This is a genomic window from Paenirhizobium selenitireducens ATCC BAA-1503, assembly GCF_900492185.1.
Lineage (GTDB): Bacteria > Pseudomonadota > Alphaproteobacteria > Rhizobiales > Rhizobiaceae > Allorhizobium > Allorhizobium selenitireducens_A.
In genome coordinates, this window is record NZ_UEYP01000002.1 from 97,323 (window position 1) to 120,977 (window position 23,655).

The following is a 23,655-nucleotide window of genomic DNA, read 5'->3' on the forward strand; positions in this document are numbered from 1 at the left end:
GAACTGGATGTGTTAAGCGGGCCAATGCGCCGCGCCCGCCGATTGCGGGTATGTTTGGCGCGTTCCTATCCGGCAAATGCCGAAATGTATAGGGGGAGGGACGAAAAAGGCGAGAGATGCGGGCGAATCCGAGTGCCGAATCGCGCTCGCTGCGTCATGCTGCGAGGATATGTCGTATTTGCTTCGCCTGGGTGGAAGCCCTATGACCGGACAGCGCCAACGAATCCGTAGAGTCCTTATCCCTTGAAAACCATCGCCATCGATTTCGAGACAGCCAGCGAAGAACGCGGCAGCGCCTGTTCGGTCGGCCTTGCGTGGATCGAGGGCGGCGAAGTGGTGCGGGTCGAGGAGCGGCTGATCCGGCCGAAGTCCATGCGGTTTTCGCCGTTTAACATCGCAATCCACGGCATCAGGCCGGAGCAGGTCGAGGATGCGGGCGAATTTCCCGAGGTGATGGACGAGTTTGCCGAGGATTTCTCAGGCGCCATGATGATCGCCCATAATGCCGCCTTCGACTTCTCCGTCTGGCGCTCTGCACTCGACGCCTATCGCCAGCCCTATCCGGAACTGTCCTATCTGTGCAGCGTCAAGCTGGCGCAGCGCATGTGGCCGCAACTCGGGTCGCATCGACTGAACAGCCTGGCTGCCCATCTCGGCCTGATCTTCAACCATCACAATGCCGCCGATGATGCCCGGGTCTGCGCGCTTGCCTCTCTTGCCATGGTGCGCGAGGCGGGGGTCGCGCATCTGGCGGAACTTCCCGGCGCGATCGGCATTGCTCCCGGTCGGCTTTTTCGCGGCGGCTACGAAGCCTGCTCGGTGCGCCGCATGCGAAAGCCCGTGCCCGCCTTGTAAGGTGGTCGCTCGCCCTTATCTAGATCGCAGTCACTCCTGATCGCCGTCACTCCTGGAGATTTGCCATGTCTTTCCGATCCGCCCTTCTGTCCGCCTCTCTCTCTCTCCTGGCCCTCGCTGCCCCGGCCTCTGCCGAAACCGTGGGAAAGGTCGGCGTCGACTGGGTCGGCAACGACATCGTCGTCGAGGCGGTGACCGATCCGAAGATCAAGGGCGTTACCTGCCACGTCACCTATTTCGACCGTTCGATCATCGACCGTCTGTCGAAGGGCAACTGGTTCGAGGATCCGTCCAACAATTCGATCGCCTGCCGGCAGACCGGACCGATCGAGATCGGCGACATCGATCTGTCGAAGGAGGGCGAAGAAGTGTTCCGCGAGGGCATGTCGCTCATCTGGAAACAGCTGGTCGTCAACCGGATCTACGACAAGGCGAACGATACGCTGATCTACCTCATCCACTCGCGCCAGGTCGTCGACGGCTCCGCCAAGATGGCCATTTCCACTGTGCCGCTGTTCGATCAGCCGGTGACCTGGGCCAACGGCAAGCCTTGAGACGATGCCGGACAGCAGTGGCCGGTTAATCGTTTATGGCCGGCCGGCTGATATTGCGCCCAAAATTGGTCAGCTCGGCGGCGGAAAAATGTTCATTTTTCCGCGTCACGTCACTTTCGCTACAGGCTAAAGTTTGGCAAGCTTCATGAGGGCATCAGAAAACGAGCGTATCACCCCAACACGCTCGCCTGTTGTGCCTGTCTTGCCAGTCGAGGGTTTGCAGCCTCGAATACTCAATAAAGTTGCGCTCCGTGCTTTCCTGGGCCCGGAGCGCAACTCGTTTATGGACGGTGCATCGGCAGGTGCGAATCGGCGGGGCGGCGGGGCGGCGGCTGCCGCGTGAAGGCCGTTGGCGTACACCAAAACGCCGATGACCCCGCAGACGGCGGGGTCATATTGGGGAAGATCTGAAGAGTTCGGACGATCAGGCCGCCTGGGCGAGTTCGTCGGCGATCACGGTGTCGAGGTTGAGGAAGCAGACCATCGACTTCTCGAGCGCGACAATGCCGCGGCAGAAGGCGCGCTGGGCTTCCGGGATGATTTCCGGCGCCGGCTGCAGGTCTTCGCCCCTGATGGTCATCATGTCGGATACCTGTTCGACCAAGAGGCCGACCAGCTTTCCGGCGATGTCGGTGACGATGATGGCGGCGCGCTCCGACGGCTCGGTCATCTTCATGCCGAGGCGGCAGGCCATGTCGATGACCGGAATCACCGCGCCGCGCAGGTTGATCAAGCCAAGCACGTAAGGCGGGGTGTGGGGCATCGGCGTCACCGGCGCCCAGCCGCGGATTTCGCGGATCGCCATGATGTCGATGCAGAATTCCTGGTCGCCGAGATGGAACGAGACGATCTCGAGGTAGGCGCCGGATTGCTTGATTGCGTTGCTCATCTTCAAATCACTTCCCAGTTTGCGGCTGCCGCACCCTCACTCGAACCGGGTGGCGGCATGTCGGTTTAATCTTCCAGCGACCTTGTCGACGTCCCGCGTCGACCGCAGTGTGCATGCTGAGCCCAAGGAAATGGTTAACGCATTCCGGCGGACGTGATGTCCGTATGACCGGTCCGGTCATCTCGCGATCGAATGATGCCAAAGAGCCGTTAAGCAATGGATAATGTATTCGTCCAGGCTGCGTTGCCCGCGAAGGCCGGGCGACGCGCCTTGTCGTCAACCTCGATCGCTCAACCGATGGAAATGGCCCGGCGATAGAGGTGCCAGGTCGCGTGGCCGAGGACCGGCAAGGCGATGAACAGGCCGGCGAACAACGGCAGCAGCGAGAGGAAGGCGCCGGCCCCGACGATCAGGCCGAAGGCGAGCATCGGGCCGGGGTTTTCGACAACCGTGCGGATGCTCAAAAGCATGGCCGTGACGAAGTCGATGTCATGGTCGAGCAGCAGCGGCATGGAGATGACCGTGAGCGAAAAGAGGACCGTGGCGATGACGCCGCCGACGAGTGTTCCGACCAGCAGGAACAGCATGCCTTCGGGGGTCGTGGTCACCACCGTGGCGAAGGCCGCGAGCGAGGCGGGGATCTTGAAGCCGAGGAACAGGGCAAGCAGCAGCCGGACCTGGTAGATCCAGATCCAGAAGACGAACAGGACAGCAAATGCCATCCAGGAGAGCTGTCGCTCCCGCTGCCGGAAGACCTCGGTCAGCACCCCGCGCCAGGTGATGGGCTCGGCCCGTTCGTGGCGGCGGCTGATCTCGTAGAGGCCGACCGCGACGAAGGGGCCGATCAGCGGAAAGCCGATGGCGACCGGGATGATCATCCACGGCTGATGATAGAGGCTGAGGATCACGACGATGAAGAGGCCGCCGAGGGCATAGATGCCGCCGAAGAACAGGCCGAATAGCGGGTAGCGGCGGAAGTCCGCCATGCCCTGCGCGAGCGCTGCCGTCACATCTCGTACCTCAAGTCGATTGATCCGCATTTTCGGCTGCGGCGCCGCGTGCATGACCTGCTCTTCCATTCGTCCCTCCCAAGACGTTCGGCCAGAATGCCTGATGGACCCAAGCTGGCAGAACTATTCCTAAGATTCATCAGGTTTCTTGCGCGAGGGTGCGAATCTTTTTCCTTCCACCGGGGGTGAGCACATATTATGTAGGAGAAATGGATCATGTCGCCCCGAAGACCACGAGCCACCTGTTGACCTCAGCCGTTATTCTGGCGGGCGGGATCGTTTGTGTTCTCGCCTTTGCCGGCTGGATGCGATTCGGCGCGGACATCGTGCTGACCTATGCCGAGAACGGTCTGTCGTCCTGCCTTTGAGCCGACGGAAGGCGCTCTGCCCTGAGGCAAATCGGCGCGCCGGAGCGAAGAAACAACGAGTTGATTTGCACTTTGCCTCCTGAGCCTCTATCGCCGGGTGCATATTTGCCACGTGTGCGACAGGGACCAGACCACCGATGAAGACTTTGCGCATTATCCTTTGGGCCGGCGTCATTCTGCTTGCCGGCGTTCTCGGCTGGCTGACTTTGGCGGTGACGGACACCAAGGACAAGATCGCCGAGGCGCCATTCGGCGTGCCGTTCCAGCTCGTCGACCAGAACGGCAAGCCGATCACCGAGCAGGCCTTTCGCGGCAAGCCGACGGCGCTGTTCTTCGGCTTCACCCATTGCCCGGAAGTCTGCCCGACGACCCTGTTCGAGCTGAACGGCTGGCTGACCACGGTCGATCCGGACAAGACAAAGCTGCAGGCCTATTTCGTCACCGTCGATCCGGAACGCGACACCCCGGACATGCTCGGCGCCTATATTTCCAACGTCACCGACCGAGTGATCGGCATTGCCGGCGATCCGGAGAAGGTGGGCGAGGTGATCAAGGGCTTCCGTGTCTATGCCAAGAAGATCCCCCTCGACGAGAAGGACCCGAACGGCGACTACACCATGGACCACACGGCCTCGGTGTTCCTGCTCGACAAGGATGGACGTTTCGTCGGCACGATTTCCTATGGGGAGAACCCCGACGTGGCGATCAAGAAGCTCGAAAACCTCGCCAAGGGCTGACGCGCCGCGCTTGCCGAACGCTCGCCTGTTGCCATCGGCTGCGCCGCGTTGTACCGCAGGCGCCAGCGCCGGGCGGCGTGTCAATGCCGTGCCGCTCTCTCCCTTTGCGACAGGATGACCGACCGTGAGTGAAATCCGCCTCTATGTTACCACGACCGAAGCGCTGGCGGGCGAGATCCTCGATCTCATGACCGTGTGCTTCGGCGAAGAGGATCTGGCAATCGCCACCACCGAGGTGGACGAGAAGAACGACGTCTGGGAAGCCTCGGTCTACATGCTGGCCGATGAGGAAGAGGCGATCCGGGCCCGGCTCGAAGACCTGTTTTCTGCCGATTTCGCCGATCTGGAGATCCAGCGCGAGGTTCTGCCGGACATCGACTGGATCGCCAAGTCGCTGGAGGGTTTGAAGCCGGTCCGGGCAGGGCGGTTCATCGTCCACGGCTCGCATGACCGCGACAAGGTCAGGGTCAACGACCTGGCGATCGAGATCGAGGCAGGGCAGGCCTTCGGCACCGGCCATCACGGCACGACCGCCGGCTGCCTGGAGGTGATCGGAGACGTGGTGCGCTCACGGACGGTGCGCAACGCCCTTGACCTCGGCACCGGCAGCGGTGTCCTGGCGATTGCGGTCCGCAAGCTCAAGCGCGTGCCCGTGCTGGCAACCGATATCGACCCGATCGCAGTTGCCGTCGCCGAGGGAAACGCCCGCAGCAACGGGATCGTCGAGGGTATCGAGTTCCGCGTCGCTCCCGGCTTCCATTCGACGGCGTTCGGCGAGTACGGCCCCTTCGACCTGATCATCGCCAATATTCTCGCCCGGCCGCTGATGAAGATGGCGCCGCAGCTCGTCGCCCATCTGGCGCCCGGCGGCTCGGTCATCCTGTCGGGTATCCTCGCCAGCCAGCGGTGGAAGGTCATCGCCGCCTATAATGGCGCGGGCCTTGCCCATGTCCGGACGATCTGGCGCAATGGCTGGGTGACCATCCACCTGCGGCACGGTCGGGGTCTGGTTTGATGGCTTGACATTTTGCATCGCACCATTGCGTCAGGTGCATGGCGATGCCCTAAATAACGGAAAACGAAAAAGGCGGCATCAGGGATGCCGCCTTTTTCGGATCAGTCGCCTGATCGGAGCCTGCGAGCTTTGGGAGGAGAGCTACGAGCAGGTAAGGTCTGGTGCCGCCGCGAGGGCTGCCTCATGGCTTGAGCCGGATCAGAATGCGGTGGCGCGGGTGCCCTTGCGGCGCAGTTCTTCGCGGCTGGTACCCATGGAACGCAGGGTCTCGTCGTCGAGGTTCATCAGAGCGCCGTTGACATAGCGGCTGGCCTGCAGTTCGCGCGCTGCGACAAAGCGCTGATAGGCATTGCGGAGAATTGAGTTTGCCATTGTCGTGGTCCTTCCCGGTTGCGATTTCGTTTGTTCGATGATGCAGATATAGGCGCTGCAAACGCTTTGAGGCAGGGGGGATGCTACATGGGTGTCATGCGCATTGTGCATGGGTGCGACCAAAATACCTTCCTTCTGGCAATCTTTTGACCAAAATTTATGCGTGATGCCGCCGTCATTGTGCATTGCCGCATAAACCCTTGCGGGGAGTGTCGGCCGAGGCTTTGCGGTGGTGCGGCACGGGCAGGGCTTGCTATAAGGTGCTCTCCAGATTCCGGTGATAAAGGCGCAGACCATGTTTCAGTCGTTCGATGTGACATCCACCCCGCAATTCGGTCGTGAAAGGGTCGAGGCCCTAAGGACCCGGTTCGAGGCGCTCGGCATCGACGGTTTCCTGGTGACGCGGGCCGATGAGTATCAGGGCGAATATGTGCCGGCTTCGGCCGAGCGTCTCTCCTGGCTCACCGGCTTTACCGGATCGGCCGGGCAGGCGCTGGTGACTGCTGACAAGGCGATCGTCTTCGTCGACGGGCGCTATGTGACGCAGCTCGCCGAACAGGTCGATCCCGCCGTCTTCACCGCCGGCGATCTGGTGGGCGAGCCGCCGCACAAGTGGATCGCCGCGCACGCGCCCAAGGGCTTTCGCCTCGGCATCGATCCGTGGTTGCACACGAGCCAGGAGGTGGAACGGCTGGAGAAGGCGCTTGCCGGGCAGAACGGTGCGCTGGTCGTGTTGGCCGCCAATCCGCTCGACGCGATCTGGACGGATCGTCCGGCCGAGCCGCTTGGTCTGGTCTCCATCCAGTCGATCGCCTATTCCGGCATGCTGGCCAAGGACAAGATCGCCCGGATCGCGTCCGATCTTGCCGACAAGGGCATCGACGCCGCGCTGATTACCGATCCGTCGTCGGTCGCCTGGATCTTCAACATTCGCGGCAGCGACGTGCCGCACACGCCGCATCCGCTGGCGCGCGCCATCATCAAGTCCGACGGAACGGCCGAACTGTTTCTCGACAAGCGCAAGACCGGCATCGAGGCCGAGGCCTATCTCGGGCAGATGTGCCGCCAGCTCGATCCGCGCCTGCTGGTGGCGCATCTGGAGAAGCTCGCGGTCGAGGGCAAGCGCGTGCTGGTCGACCCGGAGCTTGCGCCGTTTGCCCTGGTCGAACTCATCCGGGGTCATGGCGGCACGGTGGTCAAGGGCGATGATCCGGCCAAGATCGCCCGGGCGGTGAAGAACAGCGTCGAGCTCAACGGCTCGGCCGCGGCCCATCTGCAGGACGGGGTGGCGGTCGTCGAGTTCCTCGCCTGGCTCGACGACCAGCATCCGGGCAGTGTCACCGAAATCGGCGCAGCGAAGGCGCTGGAGGCGGCCCGGGCCCGCGTCGGCGAGCGGATGCAGAACCCGCTCAGGGACATTTCCTTCGATACGATCGCGGGCGCCGGCGAGCATGGCGCGGTGATCCATTATCGCGCCACCACCATGTCCGACCGACCGATCCATTCGGGTGACCTCTTCTTGATCGACAGCGGCGCGCAATATGTCAACGGCACGACCGACATCACCCGGACGCTGGCGATCGGGGCGGCGTCGGACGAGCAGAAGCGTTTCTTCACCCTGGTGCTGAAGGGCATGATCGCCATCAGCACGGCGCGGTTCCCCAAGGGGACGCGCGGCTGCGACCTCGATCCCCTGGCGCGCATCGCGCTGTGGAAGGCCGGTGCCGACTATGCGCATGGCACGGGCCACGGCGTCGGCTCGTTCCTCTCGGTGCACGAGGGGCCGCAGCGCATTTCGCGGTTGTCGACGCAGGAGCTGCTGCCGGGGATGATCCTGTCCAACGAGCCCGGCTACTACCGGCCCGGCGCCTTCGGCATCCGCATCGAGAACCTGGTCTATGTCCGGGAGGCGGAACCGGTCGAGGGCGGAGACATGCCGATGATGAGCTTCGAGACGCTCACCTATGCGCCGATCGACAAATATCTCGTCGTCACCGAGCTTCTGACCCGCGAGGAACTGCGCTGGCTCGACGACTATCACGAAAAGACCCGCACAGAACTCATGCCACTCATGCATGACGACAAGGCACGGGCCTGGCTGGAGCGGGCGACCGAGCCGTTCAGCCGACCAGGTGGCGCATGATCATCACGGCGATCCAGCCGCCGACCAGCATGGGGATGGAGGAGAAACCGAGGCCGATCGCCAGCGCCACGGCCATGGCTACCGTCACGTCTATGCCGCCGGAGAAGAAGGCGGGGGCAACCAGCGTGGTCAGCACGGCCGCCGGCACGGCGTTCAGCGCCGCGTCGACGCGCGGCGGCACGTTCTTCAGCCGGCTCATCAGCAGATAGCCGCCGATCCTCGTCAGGTAGGTGGCAACCGCGCCGGCCAGGATGAGCAGCGTCATATGCGGGGTGAAAAGCTCGCTCATGCGCTGGTCTCCGATTCGGCATCGACCCCGGTCGCTATGGGCTTCGGCGGCAGGAGGGCGGCGAGAAGCACGCCGGCAAGCGCCCCGATGCTGACATGCCAGGGGGAACCGACCAGCTTCTGCGCCAGGATCGAGATGGCCGCACTGACGATGACCACGCCGAGGAAATTCGCCCGCTTGCGGAAGCCGAGCACCAGGCCCATGAAGTAGATGGGCAGAAGAACGTCGAAGCCGAGCGCCCTCGGATCGCCGACGAGCTTGCCGAAACCGGCGCCGATCGCGCTGACCCCGACCCAGCCGACATAGATGGTCGTGGCAAAACCCATGTACCAGGCAAAGGAAACGCTTCTTCCGGTCTCCCCGCGTGTCAGGGTCTGGGCAAACTGAGGATCGGTCAGCAGGAAGAATGACAGAGCTTTCTGCGCCGGGGAAAAGTGCGTGATGAAGGGCGTGATCGCCGCCGAATAGAGGATGTGGCGGAAGTTGACGGCGAAGATCGACAACACGATCACCCAGACCGGCACGGAATGGCCGAACAGTTCGATGCCGACGAGCTGGCTTGCGCCGGCGAAGATGATCGCGCTCATCAGGGTCGCTTCGGCGACCGTTTGGCCGTTGCTGACGGCGATGGCGCCGAACAGGGCGGCAAAGGGGATCGTGGAGACGAGGATCGGCACGCTGCCGCGCAGGCCCTCGGTATAGTCGGATTTCATCTGTCGTCGCACCTCGTTTGATCTGAGCCTTTAGAGCCAAGCCCTTCGCTTAACAAACGAATAAGCCTGATGGGTCGATTGATTCCCCTGACATGTCGCTCGAGGGTTTCCGTTCGAGGGCGAGACGCCGCACCGCTCTCTCGTGTCTGTCGTGCACCTTCTGATGGCAAAACCGCTTCCCACTCAGGCTCGAAATGCACTAGTCTCGCACGGTTCCCGACGAGGGGGATGTCACAAGGAACGCGTCTTTGCCGAAACTCGATTTTTCCAACGAAGACCAGGCGGCGATCGTCGCCAAGGTGCAGGACTATTTTCTCACCGAATTCGAGCTCGATGTCGGACGGTTCGAGGCCGAGGCCATGCTGCAGTTCTTCGCCAAGGAGATCGGCGCGCATTTCTACAACCGCGGCCTTTACGATGCCCAGGCGGTGATCACCGGCCAGATCGACGCGATCAACGATGCGATCTACCAGCTGGAACAGACACCCGGCAGCTGAGCCGCCGGGTCTGCACACAGTTGGGCTATTTCTTCGGCCGCACCTGGAAGGTGTGTTCCGGGCCGGGGAAGCTGCGGGCGCGGACTTCTCCCGCATAGTCTTCCGCGGCCTTGGAGATTACGCCGGCGAGGTCGGCGAAGTGCTTGACGAAACGCGGCTTGAAATCGTTGAACAGGCCGAGCATGTCGTCCGAGACCAGAACCTGGCCGTCGCAGGCCGGCGAGGCGCCGATGCCGATGGTGGCGGCGGCAATCGTCCCGGTGATCTCACGGGCCAGCGGCTCGACCGTCCCCTCGATGACGATGGCGAAGGCACCGGCCTGATCGATGGCGCGGGCATCGCGGCGGATCTTCTCGGCTTCCGCGTCGCTATGGCCCTTGGAGCGATAGCCGCCGGCGGTGTTGACCTGCTGCGGCATCAGCCCGACATGGCCGAAGACCGGCACGCCGCGCGACACGAGGAAGGCGACGGTTTCCGCCATTTCCTCGCCGCCCTCCAGCTTGACGCCGTCGCAGCCGGTTTCCTTCATGATGCGAGCGGCGGTTCGAAAGGCCTGTTCCTTCGATTCCTGGTAGGAGCCGAAGGGCAAATCGACGATGACGCAGGCATGGGACGCGCCGCGCATTACCGCCTGGCCATGGGCGATCATCATCTCCACGGTGACGCCGACCGTCGTTTCCATGCCGTACAGCACCATGCCGAGGCTGTCGCCGACGAGAAGCAGATCGCAATGCGGGTCGAAGAGCCGCGTCATGGGCGTGGTATAGGCGGTCAGGCAGACGGCAGGGCGAACACCCTTGAGCGCGGTGATGTCGGTGGGCGTCAGCCGCTTCTGGCGGGGCGGGGTGCTCATGTCAGGCGGCCTCCATGCCGTTTTCGGATGCGATGTCGATCACCCTGTTGTCGAGAAGCCGGGTCTGGCCGATGCGCACGAAGAGCAGCAGCAGGACCGGACCGGAGACGGTGTCGATTGCGGCGAGCGTCTCGGGGTGGCGGAGCGCCACGACCTCGGGCTCGGCCAGCGGCTCTGTGCGGATGAAGCGTGTGATCTGGGCTTCGATCGCGGCGACATCCTTGAGGCCAGAGCGGATCAGCCGGGCGGCTTCGTCGAGCGCCTTTGGCACGATCACGGCCGCGGCACGCTGTTCGGGGCTGAGATAGACGTTGCGCGAGGAGCAGGCGAGGCCGTCCTTCTCGCGCACGGTCGGCACCGGGATGATCTTCACAGGCTGGGCAAGATCCTCGACCATGCGACGGATGATCGCCACCTGTTGATAGTCCTTCTCGCCGAAATAGGCGGCGTCCGGCTGGACGATGTTGAACAGCTTGGTGACGACGGTGGCGACGCCGGCGAAATGGCCGGGGCGGGCGGCGCCCTCCAGTTCCGAACCGAGCTTTGGCACGTCGACCACGGTTTCCATCGGTTTCGGATACATGTCGGCCACGGTGGGCGCGAAGAGGAGGTCGACGCCGGACTGTTCCAAGAGGGCGCTGTCGCGCTCAAGGTCGCGCGGGTATTTCGCCAGATCCTCGTTTGCGCCGAATTGCAGCGGATTGACAAAGATCGATACCACGGTCACCTCGTTTTCCGCCCTTGCCCGGCCGACCAGCGTGAGGTGGCCCTCGTGCAGGTAGCCCATGGTGGGTACGAAACCGATGGTCCGGCCGGCCCGGCGATGGGGGGCAAGCCGTTCTCGCAGTTCGGCGATGGTGGTGACGGTCTCCATATCGGTCCTCCGCAATACCTTATGGCGCGCCGGTCCCGTAGCGTGGATGGCCGGGGAAATCAATCGGCGGGAAGAAGGGGGAGGGGCGAGTTGCCTGGTCCCACGTGACGGATGGTTCAACCGCCGAGGACGTCTCTGCTCGATATAATGGCGACACCGGCGGACTTCATCTCCTCGATCGCGGCCTCGACGCCTTGCGGGTCGATGCCGCGCGAGCCGTCCTCGATGAAGCGGACGCTGACGCCGGGCAGCATGTCGACCGCGTCGAGGGCGGAAAATTTCACGCAGTAGTCGGTGGCAAGGCCCATGAGGTCGAGTTCGGTGACGCCCTTGTCCTTCAGATAGTCGGCAAGGCCGGTGAGGGCCGCACGGTCGTTGTCGCGAAAGGCGGAGTAGCTGTCGACCGCGGGGTTCTCGCCCTTTCTCTGCACATGGGCGATGGCCGTGAGGTCGAGACCGGGGTGGAATTCGGCGTCGCCGGTGTCTTGCACGCAATGGTCGGGCCACAGCACCTGCGGCAGGCCGTTGAGTTCGCCCATGTCGAAGGGCTTGGCGCCAGGATGCTGCGAGGCGAAGCTGCCGTGGTTGGCGGGGTGCCAGTCCTGCGAGGCGACGATCAGGTCATAGTGTCCGCTCTTCATCAGCGCATTGGCGACCGGCACGACCTTGTCGCCATCGGCGACCGGCAGATTGCCGCCGGGGCAGAAGCCGTTCTGGATATCGATCAGCAGCAGGGCCTTGGTCATGGTCGTCGTCCTTTCAATCGGTGCGGCGCAAGATGGCAAGGGGGAGCGGCGGGAGCAAGCGGGAAGACATGCCTTTGCGTTCCACGCGGGCGTCAGCTCTCCCCCTGGGGGCTCGCCGGGGGACGGTCATGCCGAAGGGTAAAATTTCAGCACGCCGACCACGCCCCCGGAGCCGCCGTCAGAGGGGTGGAGGACCCCGTCCGAAACCGGCACCTCGGCGAAATCGAACGGGCTCACGCCCTCCAGGCATGCGACGTTGACGCCAAACTGGGAGGGGTCCGAACGGCGTTGATGGTGGGTGTAAATGCCGCATGTCCTGCAGAAATAGTGCTTCGCGGTGCCGGTGTTGAATTGATAGAGCGTCAGATTGTCTTCGCCGCTGACGAATTCGATGTCACCCAGCTTCGCGGTGACCGCGACGGCGCCGCGCATCCGACAAAAGGAACATGTGCAGCGCCGGATGGTGTTGAATTCGTCGGTCAGTCTGACCCGGAACCTTACGGTGCCGCAGTGACAGGCGGCTTTGTGTTCCATTCTCTCGTCGCCCATCGGTCGCTCTCCGGTCGTTCGCATCACGACAAGATAGCGTGGATTGCGGCAGCGGCAATGTCGGCTGCGGCAAGCGGATCCGCGTGAAAGACGGAACCATTTTTTCCGCCGGGCGTTTGCGGGAAGGCGGGAGCTCCCAAGCCCGCACAGTCCTTTTCAGAACCTAACGGAATTTCACCATGCTCAACCTCTTCACCGCCATCGTCTTCGGTGCGCTCGGGCTGATACTCGCCGTGGGTGGCGCGCAGCTCGTGGCGCTCTCCGGCAGCCCCTATTATCTGGCGGCCGGCATTGTCCTGATGATCACCGCCGTTCTCATCGTCGCCCGCCGCGCCGAGGCGCTGTGGCTGCACGGATTGCTGATCCTCGCCAGCCTCGGCTGGGCGGTCTACGAGGTCGGATTCGACTGGTGGCAGCTCGGCACGCGCGGCGGTCTGATCGTGCTGCTGGGCCTGTGGCTGATGCTGCCGGCGGTGCGCCGGTCGCTCGCCCGGCCGCGCCGCGCCGAGGACCTCGGCAGAGCGGCGAATGTGTGGCCGGTTGCCATTCCGGCTGTCGTTTCCTTCGCCGTCGCTGGTTATGCGTTGACCATCGATCCCTATGATCGGGCAGGATCTCTGCCGACCGACAAGGTCACGCAGGCGCCGTCCTATGGCGGCGACGTCCCGAACGGCGAATGGCACCAGTACGGCCGCACGCCCTACGGCCAGCGCTATTCGCCGCTAGCCGAGATCACCACCGAGAATGTCGACAAGCTTGAGGTCGCCTGGACTTACCAGACGGGCGACGTCAAGCTGCCGGACGATGTCGGTGAGACGACCTACCAGGTAACGCCGCTGAAGGTCGGCGACACGCTCTATCTGTGCACGCCGCACAATTGGGCCATCGCCGTGGATGCGGCGACCGGCAAGGAGAAGTGGAAGTTCGATCCGAATGCGGGCCTCAATCCCGACCGCCAGCACCAGACCTGCCGGGGCGTCACCTATTATGCCGATCCGGCGGCGACCGCGGGGGCCGAATGCGGCGCGCGCGTCTATCTGCCGACCTCGGATGCGCGGCTGATCGCGCTTGACGCGGCAACGGGCAAGGTGTGCGAGAGCTTTGCCGATCGCGGCACGCTGAGGCTCGAGGCCGGCATGCCATACAATCCGGCCGGCTATTACTACTCGACCTCGCCGCCGGTCGTCGCCGGGGATAAGATCATCATTGGCGGGGCGGTCAACGACAATTATTCGACCAAGTCGCAGTCCGGCGTCATCCGCGCCTTCGACGTCAACACCGGCGCGCTGGTGTGGAACTGGGACAGCGGCAATCCGGCTGAGACCGCGCCGATCGGGCCGGGCGAGACCTATACCGCCAATTCACCGAACAGCTGGTCGGTGTTCTCGGTCGACGAGCAATTGGGGCTTGTCTATATTCCGCTCGGCAACCAGGTGCCGGACCAGATCGGCATCGGCCGCAGCGAGAGCGTCGAGAAATACTCGTCGTCGATCGTCGCGCTGGACATCAATACCGGGGCGGATCGCTGGGTGCGCCAGACGGTGCATCACGATCTGTGGGACATGGACGTGCCGGCCCAGCCGGTGCTGCTCGACATCACCACGAAGGACGGAACCGTCGTTCCGGCGCTCGTCGGCCCGACCAAGCAGGGCGACATCTACGTGCTCGACCGGCGCACCGGTGCGCCGATCCTGCCGATCGACGAGATCGCGGCCCCCGGCGGTGCCGTCGAGGGCGATTTCACCGCGCCCACCCAGCCGATCACCAAGCTGACCTTCCGCCCCGAGCGGCTGGAGGAGAAGGACATGTGGGGCGTCACGCTGATCGACCAGATGCTCTGCCGCATCGCCCTCCACAAGCTGAAATATGACGGCCAGTACACGCCGCCGTCGCTCGAGGGCACGCTGGTCTATCCCGGCAATTTCGGCACGTTCAACTGGGGTTCTGTCGCGGTCGATCCGGAGCGGCAGGTGATGTTCGGCATGCCGACTTACCTCGCCTTCACCTCGCGGCTGGTGCCGCGCGACCAGATTCCGCCGAAGGAGCAGTCGCAGAAGGGCTCGGAACAGGGGCTGAACCGCAATGACGGCGCGCCCTACGGCGTCTACATGGGCCCGTTCCTCTCGCCGCTCGGCATTCCCTGCCAGGCCCCGCCGTGGGGCACGGTTGCCGGCGCCGACCTCAGGACCGGCGAGATCGCCTACCAGCACCGCAACGGCACCGTGATGGACATGACGCCGCTGCCGCTGCCCTTCAAGGTGGGCGTGCCGGGGATCGGCGGACCGATGATCACCAAGGGCGGCGTCGTCTTCCTCGGGGCCGCGGTCGACAATTATCTGCGGGCCTATGATCTCACGACCGGGAAAGAGCTGTGGAAGGCCCGCCTTCCGGCGGGCGGTCAGGCGACGCCGATGACCTATGAGCAGGGCGGCAAGCAGTATGTCGTCATGGTGGCCGGCGGCCACGGCTCGGTCGGCACCAGGCCGGGCGACTATGTGATCGCCTACACGCTGGCCGAATAAGAGCTACGAGGAGCCGAGGCCTCCGGGCGCGAATGCCCGGGGGCTTCATTCGTCCCTTTCCGGGACGTTGGTGCGGCGCCGAAACGGAACATTAACCACGCTGATTCTACACGTGTTTTGTAAACGTGAGGATGTAGCGCATGCGTAACGACGCCCCGACCGAAAAGGCCACCCCGTCCATCGCCTTTTTCCCGCTCGCCAGCCGCCGCGACCTCGTTCGCCGCTCGGCCGAGCTGCTCGACAATTGCCACGGCCCGGCCGCCGTCGACTTCTGGCGCACGACCTGCCGGGCGCTCGGCGCCGAACTGCTGGCACTTGGCTGCCCGGAAGAAGAGATGCGCGCCGAAATCCTGGATTTCCAGGCGGCGGTGCAGATGGAACTGATGTGGTTGCATCGGGGGCAGGCGGTCGCGGAGGGGTGAGGGGCTTGGTTGCTGCCGTCTGCAGGAGCGACACCGTGGGTCATTCGTGGCTTTCACCACCGACCGCCCGGACAATGTGTGAGCATACATCGTCGAGGTGACGGATCGCCTCGTCATTGGTCACGCGGATCACCTTCCAGCCCAATATCGAAAGCCTTTCGTCCCGTGTCGCGTCTCGCGAAATTTCGTGGTCGTGGCTATGCGTGCTTCCGTCGATTTCTACGACGAGCTTGTGTTCGGGGCAGGCGAAATCGACGATGTAGCCGGCGATCGGCAACTGGCGGCGAAAGCTCAAGCCCATCAGCCGGTGTGCACGAACGGCATTCCAGAATTTCAATTCCGCATCCGTCATCACATTGCGCATGCGTCGCGCATGGCGTCGGTTGGCCTGAGGGACGGAATGGTGCGGCATGGTGGTGGCTCCGGATGGTTGGACCCAGTCTGGCAGAGCTTTTGCGTTGGCATAATCCGGGAATTTGAGGGGATTTGTGGAGGTGGATCTCCTTTGCCGTCGGCGCAAGGTACCCCCTCTGTCACGTCGTGACATCTCCCCCTCAAGGGGGGGAGATCGGTGCGGACACGTCGCGCCCGCCTTGAGCGGTCAATTCGTGGGGGGGCTTCCTTACGTAGCGGGCGCTGCGATGCTTTGCCGCGATGTCGGAAGCCTGCGGCAATCTCGTGAGTTGAAATGGCCAGGCCTGCAGCGGTTGCTCGAAAGCCATGATCGCGTGGCCGGCGTGTGGCCGATCTCCCCCCTTGAGGGGGAGATGCCCGGCAGGGCAGAGGGGGGTAGCCCAAAGCGCAGTCCGACGACGCTGCCCTCACACCCTCTCGACAAACCCGTCCAGCACGCGCTTTTCGCCGGCGCGGTCGAAGTTGATGGTGAGCTTGTTGCCTTCGATCGAGGCGATGTTGCCGTTGCCGAACTTGATGTGGAAGACGCGGTCGCCGACGGTGAATTTCGACGGTTCGGTGGTGGTGGACTTGGCCACCAGTTCGCCCTCGATGGTCTTGGCCTTGGGGCCGCTCTCGCCATAGCCGATGCGCTCGACGGCGTGGCCGGAGCGGGTGCCCCAGTTGTCGCGGGTGGCGTCCGACTTGTTGGCCTGGGCGCGTTTCCAGCCGGGGGTGGAGTAAGTGTTGGCGAAGGGATCGGCCTTGTCGAAGCGCGACTGGCCGTAGCCGCCGCGACCATAGCCGCCATAGGACTGCTCGCTCTCGGCGACCTCGACATGGGTCACCGGCAGTTCGTCGAGGAAGCGCGACGGCATGGTCGACTGCCACAGGCCATGGATGCGGCGGTTGGAGACGAACCAGATGTGGCAGCGGCGCTTGGCCCGGGTGATGCCGACATAGGCGAGGCGGCGTTCCTCCTCGAGGCCGGAGCGGCCGCCTTCGTCGAGCGCGCGCTGGTGGGGAAAGAGGCCTTCCTCCCAGCCGGGCAGGAAGACGGTCTCGAATTCCAGTCCCTTGGCCGAATGCAGCGTCATGATCGACACGGCGTCCATGTCGGCATTCTGTTCGGTGTCCATGACCAGCGAGACGTGTTCGAGGAAGCCGCGCAGGCTCTCGAAGGCCTCCATCGAGCGGATGAGTTCCTTGAGGTTTTCCAGGCGCCCGGGGGCTTCGGCCGACTTGTCGTTCTTCCACATGTCGGTATAGCCGGACTCTTCGAGGATCTGCTCAGCAAGCTCGGTATGGGGAGTCGTTTCAAGCAGTTCCGACCAGCGCCTGAAGTGTTGAATCACGTCGAACAGCGCCTTGCGGGCCTTCGGCTTGACCTCGTCGGTCTCGATCAGGTCGACGGCTGCCGCCAGCATCGGCACATCGCGGGCGCGGGCATAGTCGTGCAGCGTGCGGATCGTGGTGTCGCCCAGCCCCCGCTTCGGGGTGTTGACGATGCGCTCGAAGGCGAGGTCGTCGGCCGGCTGGCAGACCAGGCGGAAATAGGCCATGGCGTCGCGGATCTCGAGGCGCTCGTAGAAGCGCGGGCCGCCGACGACGCGGTAGTTGAGGCCAAGCGTGACGAAGCGGTCTTCGAACTCGCGCATCTGGAAGGAGGCGCGCACCAGGATCGCCATGTCGTTGAGGGCGTGCTTCTTGTCGTCGGCATCGCCGCGCTGCAGCCGCTCGATCTCCTCGCCGACGGCGCGGGCTTCCTCTTCACTGTCCCAGGCGGCGTGCACCACGACCTTCTCGTTGTCGGGATCGACGCGGTCGGTGAACAGCGTCTTGCCGAGACGGCCCTCGTTGTGGGCGATCAGATGGCCGGCGGCGCCGAGGATGTGTTCCGTCGAGCGGTAGTTGCGCTCCAGCTTGATGACCTTGGCGCCGGGAAAATCCTTCTCGAAGCGCAGGATGTTGTCGACCTCCGCACCGCGCCAGCCATAGATCGACTGGTCGTCGTCGCCGACGCAGCAGATGTTGACCTTTGGTGCCTCATCCTGAGGTGCCGAGCGCAGCGAGGCCTCGAAGGATCCTGCCCGATCTGGCCAAACCTCGTCCTTCGAGACGGCGCTGCGCGCCTCCTCAGGATAAGGTTTGGGTCCCCGCTGGGGAGAGGAGGGGGGGGACCGCTGCGCCAGCAGTCGCAGCCACATATATTGCGCGGTGTTGGTGTCCTGGTACTCGTCGACCAGGATGTAGCGGAAGCGGTCGTTATAGTCCTTCAGGATGTCCGGGTTGGCGCGGAACATGCGGATCGGGTGCAAGAGAAGGTCGCCGAAGTCGCAGGCGTTCAAGGTCTTCAGGCGGTTCTGGTAGGCGGCGTAGAGTTCGCGACCCTTGCCGTTGGCGAAGGCCCGGGCGTCGCCCTCGGGGATCTGCGAGGGGTCGAGGCCCTTGTTCTTCCAGCCGTCGATCATCTGGGCGAACTGCTTGGCCGGCCAGCGCTTGTCGTCGATGCCCTCGGCCTGGATGATCTGCTTGATCAGCCGGATGACGTCGTCGGTATCGAGAATGGTGAAATCGGAGCGCAGGCCCACCATTTCGGCGTGGCGGCGCAGGATCTTGACGCCGATCGAGTGGAAGGTGCCGAGCCAGGGCATGCCCTCGACGGCGCCGCCGACGAGCAGGCCGATGCGCTCCTTCATCTCGCGCGCCGCCTTGTTGGTGAAGGTGACGGCAAGGATCTGGCTGGGAAAGGCGCGGCCGGTCGCGAGGATATGGGCGATGCGGGTGGTGAGCACCCGGGTCTTGCCGGTGCCGGCACCGGCCAGAACCAGGACCGGGCCATCCAGCGTTTCCACCGCCTCGCGCTGCTCGGGATTGAGGCCGGCGAGGTAATCGGGCGCAGGGCGGGCCTGGTCGCGGGCCGCCATGGCGCGCGCGGCGATGCCGAGGCCGCCGGCGGCGGGTGCGGAGGCCGGGGCACGGCCCTCGGCCGGCTTGCGCGGGGCGGGTTCTTCCTCGTCGAAGAAGGGGATGTCGTCGAAACCGTTACTCATGCGGCCAATGTAGTGATTCGGATTGGAAAGGCCAGAAAAGATGTTCTCCTTTCATTCCGATCCAGCCGCTATCCGCAGGGAATTTCGACGGTTTTGCCGGGTGCTGGCGCAAAGGACCGGGGACCGGTGGAAACGGTCTGACGAACCGGGTGGCGGCGAACCCGGCGGATGACATTTTCGTAATGTTGGCCTTTGTGCCTTGCCGTTTGTGCCTTGCAGCGAAATATTGCCGCATAGATGATCCGCAATTCGCCTCGTGGCTGCATGGCGTCTCCAAGATGAGATGCCGCGGGCGCAGCACAGGCCGGAGTTCCCAATGGCATTTTGGAAGCAGTTGAGCCTCAGTTTTCTGGTGATCGCCGCCGGCGTCCTTTTGTGGATCTGGTTCGTGCCGGGCGCCGATGGCGTGTTGCGGCGGATCGGGGTGCCGGAGGGCATGATTGCTCTGGTGGCGCCGGTGGGTCGGGAGAGTTCCACTGCGGGAGCGGGTGGGCAGCCCGCGGGATCCGCGCAACAACAGGCGCAGGGCCAGACGCCGGGGCAGGGACAGGGCGCCGGCAACCGGCGTGGCGGCGCTGCGGCGACGCTGGTCGTGGTGCAGGCGGTCACTATCGGCAAGGTCAACGACCGGCTCTCCGCGCTGGGCACAGGCGATGCCATACAGTCGGTGACGGTGATGCCTCAGGTTTCGGGGACGCTGGCCGAAATCGCCATCAAATCGGGCGACCGGGTCGAGAAGGGGCAGGTGATCGCGCGGCTCGAAAGCGAGGAGCAGCGGATCGCCCGCGATCAGGCGCAGGTGGTGTTGAAGAGCGCGACCGAGAAGAGCGAGCTCTATTCCAACCTGAAATCCGCCGTGTCCCGCATCGATGCCTTCGATGCCGCCATCGCGCTCGAGGCCGCCGAGCTGGCGCTGGCCAGCGCCGATCTGGAATTCAAGCGGCGCGAGATCGTCGCGCCCATCACCGGGGTCGCGGGGATCGTCACCGTTAATCCGGGCGACAATGTCACGACGTCGACGGCGATCGCCACGCTCGACGACCGCTCTGAACTGCTCGTCGATTTCTGGGTGCCGGAACGCTTCGCGCCGGTGGTCAAGGTCGGCCAGCCGCTCACGGCGACACCGGTGGCCCGTCCGGGCAAGCTTTACGAGGGCAGCGTCGAAGCGGTCGACAACCGCATCGACGAGGCGAGCCGGACGCTGAGGATCCGCGCCAGGATCGGAAACGACAACGACGACCTGCGCGCCGGCATGGCGTTTACCGTGGAGATGAGTTTCGACGGCGAGCGCTATCCGGCGGTCGATCCGCTATCGGTCCAGTGGGACAGCGACGGCTCCTTCGTCTGGCGCGTCACCGACGGCAAGGCCGAGAAGGTCGCGGTCAGGATCGTCCAGCGCAATCCGGACGCGGTTCTGGTCGAGGCCGAACTGGCCGAAGGCGACCGGGTGGTGACCGAGGGCATTCAACGCGTGCGCGCCGGGCGCCCGGTGGAGGTTCTGGGCGACGAGGCGGGGAAAAAATCCGTGGACGGCGAGAAACCGGTGGCGAGCCGATGAGCGAGAAGACCGAACTCTTGGGCGGCTCGGACGCCACGGATGAAACCCAGGGTCCGGCTTCGCAGCCAGGGCTCTCAGCAGGACCGCCGCCGGACGCGCAGGCGGGCTTCACCGCGCTGTTCATCCGCCGTCCGATCCTGGCGGCGGTGGCCAATGCGCTGATGGTGGTGGCGGGCCTTGCCGCCTTCTACGGGATCGAGGTGCGTGAACTGCCCGATGTCGATCGTCCGGTGATCACCGTGCGCACAACCTTCGACGGCGCCTCGCCGCAGACGGTCGACCAGCAGCTGACGACCGTGGTCGAGGGGGCGGTTGCCCGCGTGGCGGGCTTGAAATCCATGTCATCAACCTCGTCCTTCGGATCGAGCCGGGTGACCCTCGAATTCTCCGATTCGACCGACCTCAACGTCGCGGCAAGCGATGTGCGCGACGCCATTTCGCGGGTGACCAACAGCCTGCCGGACGACGCCGACGAACCCCGCATCATCAAGGCCGATTCCGACAGCGATCCGATCATGCGGCTGGCGGTCACATCCGACCGGATGAGCCTCGAGGACCTGACGCTTCTGGTCGACAACGAAATCGCCGACCGGCTTGCATCCGTCGACGGCGTGGCCGATGTCAACCTCTACGGCGACCAGGAGAAGATCTTCCGCATCGATGTCGACCAGTCGGCGCTGGCGAGCCGCGGCCTCACGGTCGCCTCGCTCGCCTCGGCGCTCTCCGACATCGCCTTCGACGTGCCGGCGGGTTCGATCACCAGCACGACACAGGACATCGTGGTCAGGGCGACCGCGGACCTGAAGACGCCGGAGGATTTCGCTCGGCTGCTTATCGGCCGGAATGTTCGGCTCGGCGATGTCGCCACCGTCACCTTCGGCCCCGACCTTTCCTCCACCGCGCTCCGATCGAACGGCAAGGCCGGGATCGGCATGGGCATCATCCGCCAGGCCCAGTCGAACACGCTGAGCATTTCCAACGGCGTGAAATCCATGGTGGAGCGGCTGCAGGCGGAACTGCCCGAAGGGACGCAGATCCGCGTCACCAGCGACGACGCGGTGTTCATCCGCGGATCGATCGACGAGGTGATCACGGCGCTGGTGCTCGCCGCCGTGATCGTTATCGGCATCATCTATCTGTTCCTGCGCGACTGGCGCGCGACGATCATTCCGGCCGTCACCATGCCGGTTTCGCTGATCGGAACGCTGGCGGCGGTCTATCTTGTCGGCTTTTCGATCAACATCCTGACGCTGCTTGCCATCGTGCTGGCGACCGGACTCGTGGTCGACGACGCGATCGTGGTGCTGGAGAACATCGTCCGGCGGAGAAGCCAGGGGCTGGGCCCCAGGGCTGCGGCCGTTCTCGGCACGCGCGAGGTGTTCTTCGCCGTGATCGCCACCACGGCGACGCTGGCCGCCGTGTTCGTGCCGCTTTCCTTCCTGCCGGGGCAGGTGGGCGGATTGTTCCGCGAATTCGGCTTCGTGCTGGCCATTTCCGTGACGCTCTCCTCGATCGTGGCGCTCACGCTTTGCCCGATGCTCGCTTCGCGCCTTCTGACGGCCCATGCGATCGAGCATCATTCAGGGCCGCTCGCGCGCTTCGGCGACGCGTTTGCAGCCTTCTACCGCAGGACGCTGAGCGCCTGCCTCAACGCGCCGCTGGTGGTGGTGACCGTTTGCATCGCCTTCTCTCTCGTCGCCTTTGCCGCTTTTTCGCTGATCACCAGCGAACTCACGCCGCGCGAGGACCGCGCCGTGGCGCTGATGCGGGTGTCGGCGCCGCAAGGGGTGAGCCTCGACTACATGCAGGACCAGATGCGGCGCATCGAAGAGGTGCTGGAACCCCTGCGCGACGCCGGCGAGGTCGTCAACCTCTTCTCGATCTCCGGTTTCGGCAGCAGTACCAATAGCGGCTTCATGGTGCTGACTCTGGCGCCCTGGGGCGAACGCGAGCGCAGCCAGGACGAGATCGTGCGCGACATGACGCGGCTCACGCAAGGCATTCCCGGTGTCAACGCCTTTGCCATTCAGCCGAACAGCCTGAGGATCCGCGGGGGCGGCAGCGGCCTGCAATTCGCCCTTGTCGGCTCCAGCCATGAGCGATTGACGCAAGCGGCGATCAAGCTGGTGGCCGATCTCGAGGCCGATGGGGGCTTCGACAATCCGCGGCTGTCGAACGACATCAGCCAGGCCCAGCTCGGCGTGTCGATCGACCGGGAGCGGGCCGCCGATCTCGGCATCGACATTACCGGACTTGCCCAGGCGCTGCAGTCGCTGCTCGACGGTCGCTCGATCGGCGACGTCTTCGTCGACGGCGAGGCCTATCCCGTAAAACTCGCCTCGACGACCAGGCCGATCGACGATCCGACAGATCTGGAAAACATCTTCCTCAAGACCACGGATGGCAAGACCGTGCCGATGTCGGTGATTGCGACGCTCGAGGAAAAGGCGGTGGCACCGTCGCTGGCCCGCGAGCAGCAACTGGCCGCCGTTCAGATCACGGCGGGGCTGGGGCCGGGGCTTTCACTCGGCGAGGCGCTGGACAAGGCAACGGCGCTCGCGGAGCCGCATCTGCCCTCGGGTGCGCGGCTCCTGCCGCTGGCGGAAGCCGCGACGCTCACGGAGAACAGCGGCGGCATGGCCTCGACCTTCGGCTTTGCCCTCATCATTATCTTCCTGGTGCTGGCGGCGCAGTTCGAGAGCGTACTGTCGTCGATCATCATCATGGCGACGGTGCCGCTGGGGCTTGCCTGCGCGGTCTTTGCGCTGCTTCTGACCGGGACCAGCCTCAACGTCTACAGCCAGATCGGGCTGGTCATGCTGGTCGGGATCATGGCCAAGAACGGCATCCTGATCGTCGAGTTCGCCAACCAGCTGCGCGATCGCGGGCAGGGCGTGCGCGAGGCGATCGAAAATGCCGCCAATCTGCGGTTGCGGCCGGTGATGATGACGATGATCGCCACCATCCTCGGCGGCGTGCCTCTGGTTTTCGCCCATGGCGCCGGCGCGGAAGCCCGCGTGGCGCTCGGCTGGGTGATCGTCGGCGGGCTCGGTTTCGCCACGGTCGTCACGCTTTATGTGACGCCGCTCGCCTATCTGGCGCTGGCGCGCTTTGCCAAGCCGCATGCCTACGAGGAGGCGCGGCTGCACAAGGAAATGCAGGTGGCGGCGGCGATCGAGGCGGCGAAATAGGCGCGTTCTCGTAGGTCGTGGCCGAATGGATGGCCGGGGTGCGATCGCCGGC

22 protein-coding genes are annotated in these 23,655 nt (G+C 64.4%); 11 read left to right on the forward strand and 11 right to left on the reverse strand.

What is annotated here, in order from left to right:
* Positions 1-243 precede the first annotated feature (243 nt).
* Together RHIZ70P_RS04220 and RHIZ70P_RS04225 are read left to right on the forward strand one after the other, a co-directional pair.
* Positions 244-855 (forward strand): 3'-5' exonuclease, encoded by a 612-nt coding sequence (locus tag RHIZ70P_RS04220; protein ID WP_115669148.1) that lies wholly within the window; start codon positions 244-246, stop codon positions 853-855.
* Positions 856-920: 65 nt separating this feature from the next.
* Positions 921-1,409, forward strand: a complete 489-nt coding sequence (locus RHIZ70P_RS04225) for a CreA family protein (protein WP_115669149.1) — start codon at positions 921-923, stop codon at positions 1,407-1,409.
* Positions 1,410-1,833: 424 nt separating this feature from the next.
* Here RHIZ70P_RS04225 and RHIZ70P_RS04230 read toward each other — a convergent pair whose 3' ends face one another.
* Together RHIZ70P_RS04230 and RHIZ70P_RS04235 are read right to left on the reverse strand one after the other, a co-directional pair.
* Complete coding sequence (locus RHIZ70P_RS04230; protein ID WP_115669150.1) at positions 1,834-2,298, reverse strand: chemotaxis protein CheW; 465 nt, start codon at positions 2,296-2,298, stop codon at positions 1,834-1,836.
* A 290-nt stretch (positions 2,299-2,588) separates the two neighbouring features.
* On the reverse strand, positions 2,589-3,377 hold the full coding sequence (locus RHIZ70P_RS04235; RefSeq protein WP_115669151.1) for a DUF2189 domain-containing protein: 789 nt from the start codon (positions 3,375-3,377) through the stop codon (positions 2,589-2,591).
* Between the two features lie 140 nt (positions 3,378-3,517).
* On the opposite strand from RHIZ70P_RS04235, the gene RHIZ70P_RS22905 reads away from it, so the two are divergent.
* The 3 genes from RHIZ70P_RS22905 to RHIZ70P_RS04245 all read left to right on the forward strand — a co-directional run bounded on the left by RHIZ70P_RS22905 (position 3,518) and on the right by RHIZ70P_RS04245 (position 5,428).
* Complete coding sequence (locus tag RHIZ70P_RS22905) at positions 3,518-3,676, forward strand: hypothetical protein (RefSeq protein WP_181903938.1); 159 nt, start codon at positions 3,518-3,520, stop codon at positions 3,674-3,676.
* Between the two features lie 137 nt (positions 3,677-3,813).
* The gene (locus tag RHIZ70P_RS04240) at positions 3,814-4,413 is read left to right on the forward strand and encodes an SCO family protein (RefSeq protein WP_115669152.1); all 600 of its coding nucleotides are present in this window, start codon (positions 3,814-3,816) and stop codon (positions 4,411-4,413) included.
* A 124-nt stretch (positions 4,414-4,537) separates the two neighbouring features.
* Complete coding sequence (locus RHIZ70P_RS04245; RefSeq protein WP_115669153.1) at positions 4,538-5,428, forward strand: 50S ribosomal protein L11 methyltransferase; 891 nt, start codon at positions 4,538-4,540, stop codon at positions 5,426-5,428.
* Between the two features lie 198 nt (positions 5,429-5,626).
* Here the strand turns inward: RHIZ70P_RS04245 and RHIZ70P_RS22910 are convergent, their stop codons facing one another.
* Positions 5,627-5,800, reverse strand: a complete 174-nt coding sequence (locus tag RHIZ70P_RS22910; RefSeq protein ID WP_181903939.1) for a hypothetical protein — start codon at positions 5,798-5,800, stop codon at positions 5,627-5,629.
* Positions 5,801-6,095: 295 nt separating this feature from the next.
* Between RHIZ70P_RS22910 and RHIZ70P_RS04250 the strand changes: the two genes are divergently transcribed.
* On the forward strand, positions 6,096-7,943 hold the full coding sequence (locus tag RHIZ70P_RS04250; RefSeq protein WP_115669154.1) for an aminopeptidase P family protein: 1,848 nt from the start codon (positions 6,096-6,098) through the stop codon (positions 7,941-7,943).
* Here the strand turns inward: RHIZ70P_RS04250 and RHIZ70P_RS04255 are convergent.
* Entirely contained in the window at positions 7,921-8,232 is a 312-nt protein-coding gene (locus RHIZ70P_RS04255) for an AzlD family protein (RefSeq protein WP_115669155.1), read from the reverse strand. The two genes, RHIZ70P_RS04250 and RHIZ70P_RS04255, sit on opposite strands and share 23 nt — an antisense overlap.
* Positions 8,229-8,945 (reverse strand): AzlC family ABC transporter permease, encoded by a 717-nt coding sequence (locus tag RHIZ70P_RS04260; RefSeq protein WP_115669156.1) that lies wholly within the window; start codon positions 8,943-8,945, stop codon positions 8,229-8,231. Before RHIZ70P_RS04260 ends, RHIZ70P_RS04255 begins: the two co-directional genes overlap by 4 nt.
* A 248-nt stretch (positions 8,946-9,193) precedes the next feature.
* On the opposite strand from RHIZ70P_RS04260, the gene RHIZ70P_RS04265 reads away from it, so the two are divergent.
* Positions 9,194-9,442, forward strand: a complete 249-nt coding sequence (locus RHIZ70P_RS04265; RefSeq protein ID WP_115669157.1) for a DUF2164 domain-containing protein — start codon at positions 9,194-9,196, stop codon at positions 9,440-9,442.
* 25 nt (positions 9,443-9,467) lie between these two features.
* Here the strand turns inward: RHIZ70P_RS04265 and panB are convergent, their stop codons facing one another.
* The 4 genes from panB to RHIZ70P_RS04285 all read right to left on the reverse strand — a co-directional run bounded on the left by panB (position 9,468) and on the right by RHIZ70P_RS04285 (position 12,464).
* Positions 9,468-10,295, reverse strand: coding sequence for a 3-methyl-2-oxobutanoate hydroxymethyltransferase (panB, locus tag RHIZ70P_RS04270; RefSeq protein ID WP_115669158.1), 828 nt, complete (start codon positions 10,293-10,295; stop codon positions 9,468-9,470).
* Position 10,296: 1 nt separating this feature from the next.
* A complete protein-coding gene (gene panC, locus RHIZ70P_RS04275) occupies positions 10,297-11,169 on the reverse strand; it encodes a pantoate--beta-alanine ligase (RefSeq protein ID WP_115669159.1) in 873 nt (290 codons plus the stop codon).
* A 116-nt stretch (positions 11,170-11,285) separates the two neighbouring features.
* Positions 11,286-11,915: a bifunctional nicotinamidase/pyrazinamidase gene (pncA, locus tag RHIZ70P_RS04280; protein WP_115669160.1), complete on the reverse strand. Its 630-nt coding sequence runs from the start codon at positions 11,913-11,915 to the stop codon at positions 11,286-11,288.
* Between the two features lie 126 nt (positions 11,916-12,041).
* Positions 12,042-12,464, reverse strand: coding sequence for a GFA family protein (locus RHIZ70P_RS04285; protein ID WP_115669161.1), 423 nt, complete (start codon positions 12,462-12,464; stop codon positions 12,042-12,044).
* Positions 12,465-12,643: 179 nt separating this feature from the next.
* Between RHIZ70P_RS04285 and RHIZ70P_RS04290 the strand changes: the two genes are divergently transcribed.
* Both RHIZ70P_RS04290 and RHIZ70P_RS04295 read left to right on the forward strand, forming a co-directional pair.
* Positions 12,644-14,986 (forward strand): glucose/quinate/shikimate family membrane-bound PQQ-dependent dehydrogenase, encoded by a 2,343-nt coding sequence (locus RHIZ70P_RS04290; RefSeq protein ID WP_115669162.1) that lies wholly within the window; start codon positions 12,644-12,646, stop codon positions 14,984-14,986.
* A 140-nt stretch (positions 14,987-15,126) separates the two neighbouring features.
* A complete protein-coding gene (locus RHIZ70P_RS04295) occupies positions 15,127-15,408 on the forward strand; it encodes a DUF6074 family protein (protein ID WP_115669163.1) in 282 nt (93 codons plus the stop codon).
* Between the two features lie 40 nt (positions 15,409-15,448).
* Here the strand turns inward: RHIZ70P_RS04295 and RHIZ70P_RS04300 are convergent, their stop codons facing one another.
* Together RHIZ70P_RS04300 and RHIZ70P_RS04305 are read right to left on the reverse strand one after the other, a co-directional pair.
* Positions 15,449-15,820 (reverse strand): endonuclease domain-containing protein, encoded by a 372-nt coding sequence (locus tag RHIZ70P_RS04300; protein ID WP_115669164.1) that lies wholly within the window; start codon positions 15,818-15,820, stop codon positions 15,449-15,451.
* 409 nt (positions 15,821-16,229) lie between these two features.
* The gene (locus RHIZ70P_RS04305; RefSeq protein ID WP_115669165.1) at positions 16,230-18,854 is read right to left on the reverse strand and encodes an ATP-dependent helicase; all 2,625 of its coding nucleotides are present in this window, start codon (positions 18,852-18,854) and stop codon (positions 16,230-16,232) included.
* Positions 18,855-19,170: 316 nt separating this feature from the next.
* Between RHIZ70P_RS04305 and RHIZ70P_RS04310 the strand changes: the two genes are divergently transcribed.
* Both RHIZ70P_RS04310 and RHIZ70P_RS04315 read left to right on the forward strand, forming a co-directional pair.
* Positions 19,171-20,412: an efflux RND transporter periplasmic adaptor subunit gene (locus RHIZ70P_RS04310; protein WP_115669166.1), complete on the forward strand. Its 1,242-nt coding sequence runs from the start codon at positions 19,171-19,173 to the stop codon at positions 20,410-20,412.
* Entirely contained in the window at positions 20,409-23,603 is a 3,195-nt protein-coding gene (locus tag RHIZ70P_RS04315; RefSeq protein ID WP_115669167.1) for an efflux RND transporter permease subunit, read from the forward strand. Before RHIZ70P_RS04310 ends, RHIZ70P_RS04315 begins: the two co-directional genes overlap by 4 nt.
* The last annotated feature ends 52 nt before the right edge of the window (positions 23,604-23,655 follow it).

What these genes read in the sequence shown, in the direction of transcription:
- RHIZ70P_RS04225 (WP_115669149.1), top strand. Translation starts at nt 921, where the DNA reads ATGTCTTTCCGATCCGCCCTTCTGTCCGCCTCTCTCTCTCTCCTGGCC.
- RHIZ70P_RS04230 (WP_115669150.1), bottom strand. Translation starts at nt 2,298, where the DNA reads ATGAGCAACGCAATCAAGCAATCCGGCGCCTACCTCGAGATCGTCTCG.
- RHIZ70P_RS04235 (WP_115669151.1), bottom strand. Translation starts at nt 3,377, where the DNA reads ATGGAAGAGCAGGTCATGCACGCGGCGCCGCAGCCGAAAATGCGGATC.
- RHIZ70P_RS22905 (WP_181903938.1), top strand. Translation starts at nt 3,518, where the DNA reads ATGGATCATGTCGCCCCGAAGACCACGAGCCACCTGTTGACCTCAGCC.
- RHIZ70P_RS04240 (WP_115669152.1), top strand. Translation starts at nt 3,814, where the DNA reads ATGAAGACTTTGCGCATTATCCTTTGGGCCGGCGTCATTCTGCTTGCC.
- RHIZ70P_RS22910 (WP_181903939.1), bottom strand. Translation starts at nt 5,800, where the DNA reads ATGGCAAACTCAATTCTCCGCAATGCCTATCAGCGCTTTGTCGCAGCG.
- RHIZ70P_RS04250 (WP_115669154.1), top strand. Translation starts at nt 6,096, where the DNA reads ATGTTTCAGTCGTTCGATGTGACATCCACCCCGCAATTCGGTCGTGAA.
- RHIZ70P_RS04255 (WP_115669155.1), bottom strand. Translation starts at nt 8,232, where the DNA reads ATGAGCGAGCTTTTCACCCCGCATATGACGCTGCTCATCCTGGCCGGC.
- RHIZ70P_RS04260 (WP_115669156.1), bottom strand. Translation starts at nt 8,945, where the DNA reads ATGAAATCCGACTATACCGAGGGCCTGCGCGGCAGCGTGCCGATCCTC.
- panB (WP_115669158.1), bottom strand. Translation starts at nt 10,295, where the DNA reads ATGAGCACCCCGCCCCGCCAGAAGCGGCTGACGCCCACCGACATCACC.
- panC (WP_115669159.1), bottom strand. Translation starts at nt 11,169, where the DNA reads ATGGAGACCGTCACCACCATCGCCGAACTGCGAGAACGGCTTGCCCCC.
- pncA (WP_115669160.1), bottom strand. Translation starts at nt 11,915, where the DNA reads ATGACCAAGGCCCTGCTGCTGATCGATATCCAGAACGGCTTCTGCCCC.
- RHIZ70P_RS04285 (WP_115669161.1), bottom strand. Translation starts at nt 12,464, where the DNA reads ATGGGCGACGAGAGAATGGAACACAAAGCCGCCTGTCACTGCGGCACC.
- RHIZ70P_RS04290 (WP_115669162.1), top strand. Translation starts at nt 12,644, where the DNA reads ATGCTCAACCTCTTCACCGCCATCGTCTTCGGTGCGCTCGGGCTGATA.
- RHIZ70P_RS04295 (WP_115669163.1), top strand. Translation starts at nt 15,127, where the DNA reads ATGCGTAACGACGCCCCGACCGAAAAGGCCACCCCGTCCATCGCCTTT.
- RHIZ70P_RS04300 (WP_115669164.1), bottom strand. Translation starts at nt 15,820, where the DNA reads ATGCCGCACCATTCCGTCCCTCAGGCCAACCGACGCCATGCGCGACGC.
- RHIZ70P_RS04305 (WP_115669165.1), bottom strand. Translation starts at nt 18,854, where the DNA reads ATGAGTAACGGTTTCGACGACATCCCCTTCTTCGACGAGGAAGAACCC.
- RHIZ70P_RS04310 (WP_115669166.1), top strand. Translation starts at nt 19,171, where the DNA reads ATGGCATTTTGGAAGCAGTTGAGCCTCAGTTTTCTGGTGATCGCCGCC.
- RHIZ70P_RS04315 (WP_115669167.1), top strand. Translation starts at nt 20,409, where the DNA reads ATGAGCGAGAAGACCGAACTCTTGGGCGGCTCGGACGCCACGGATGAA.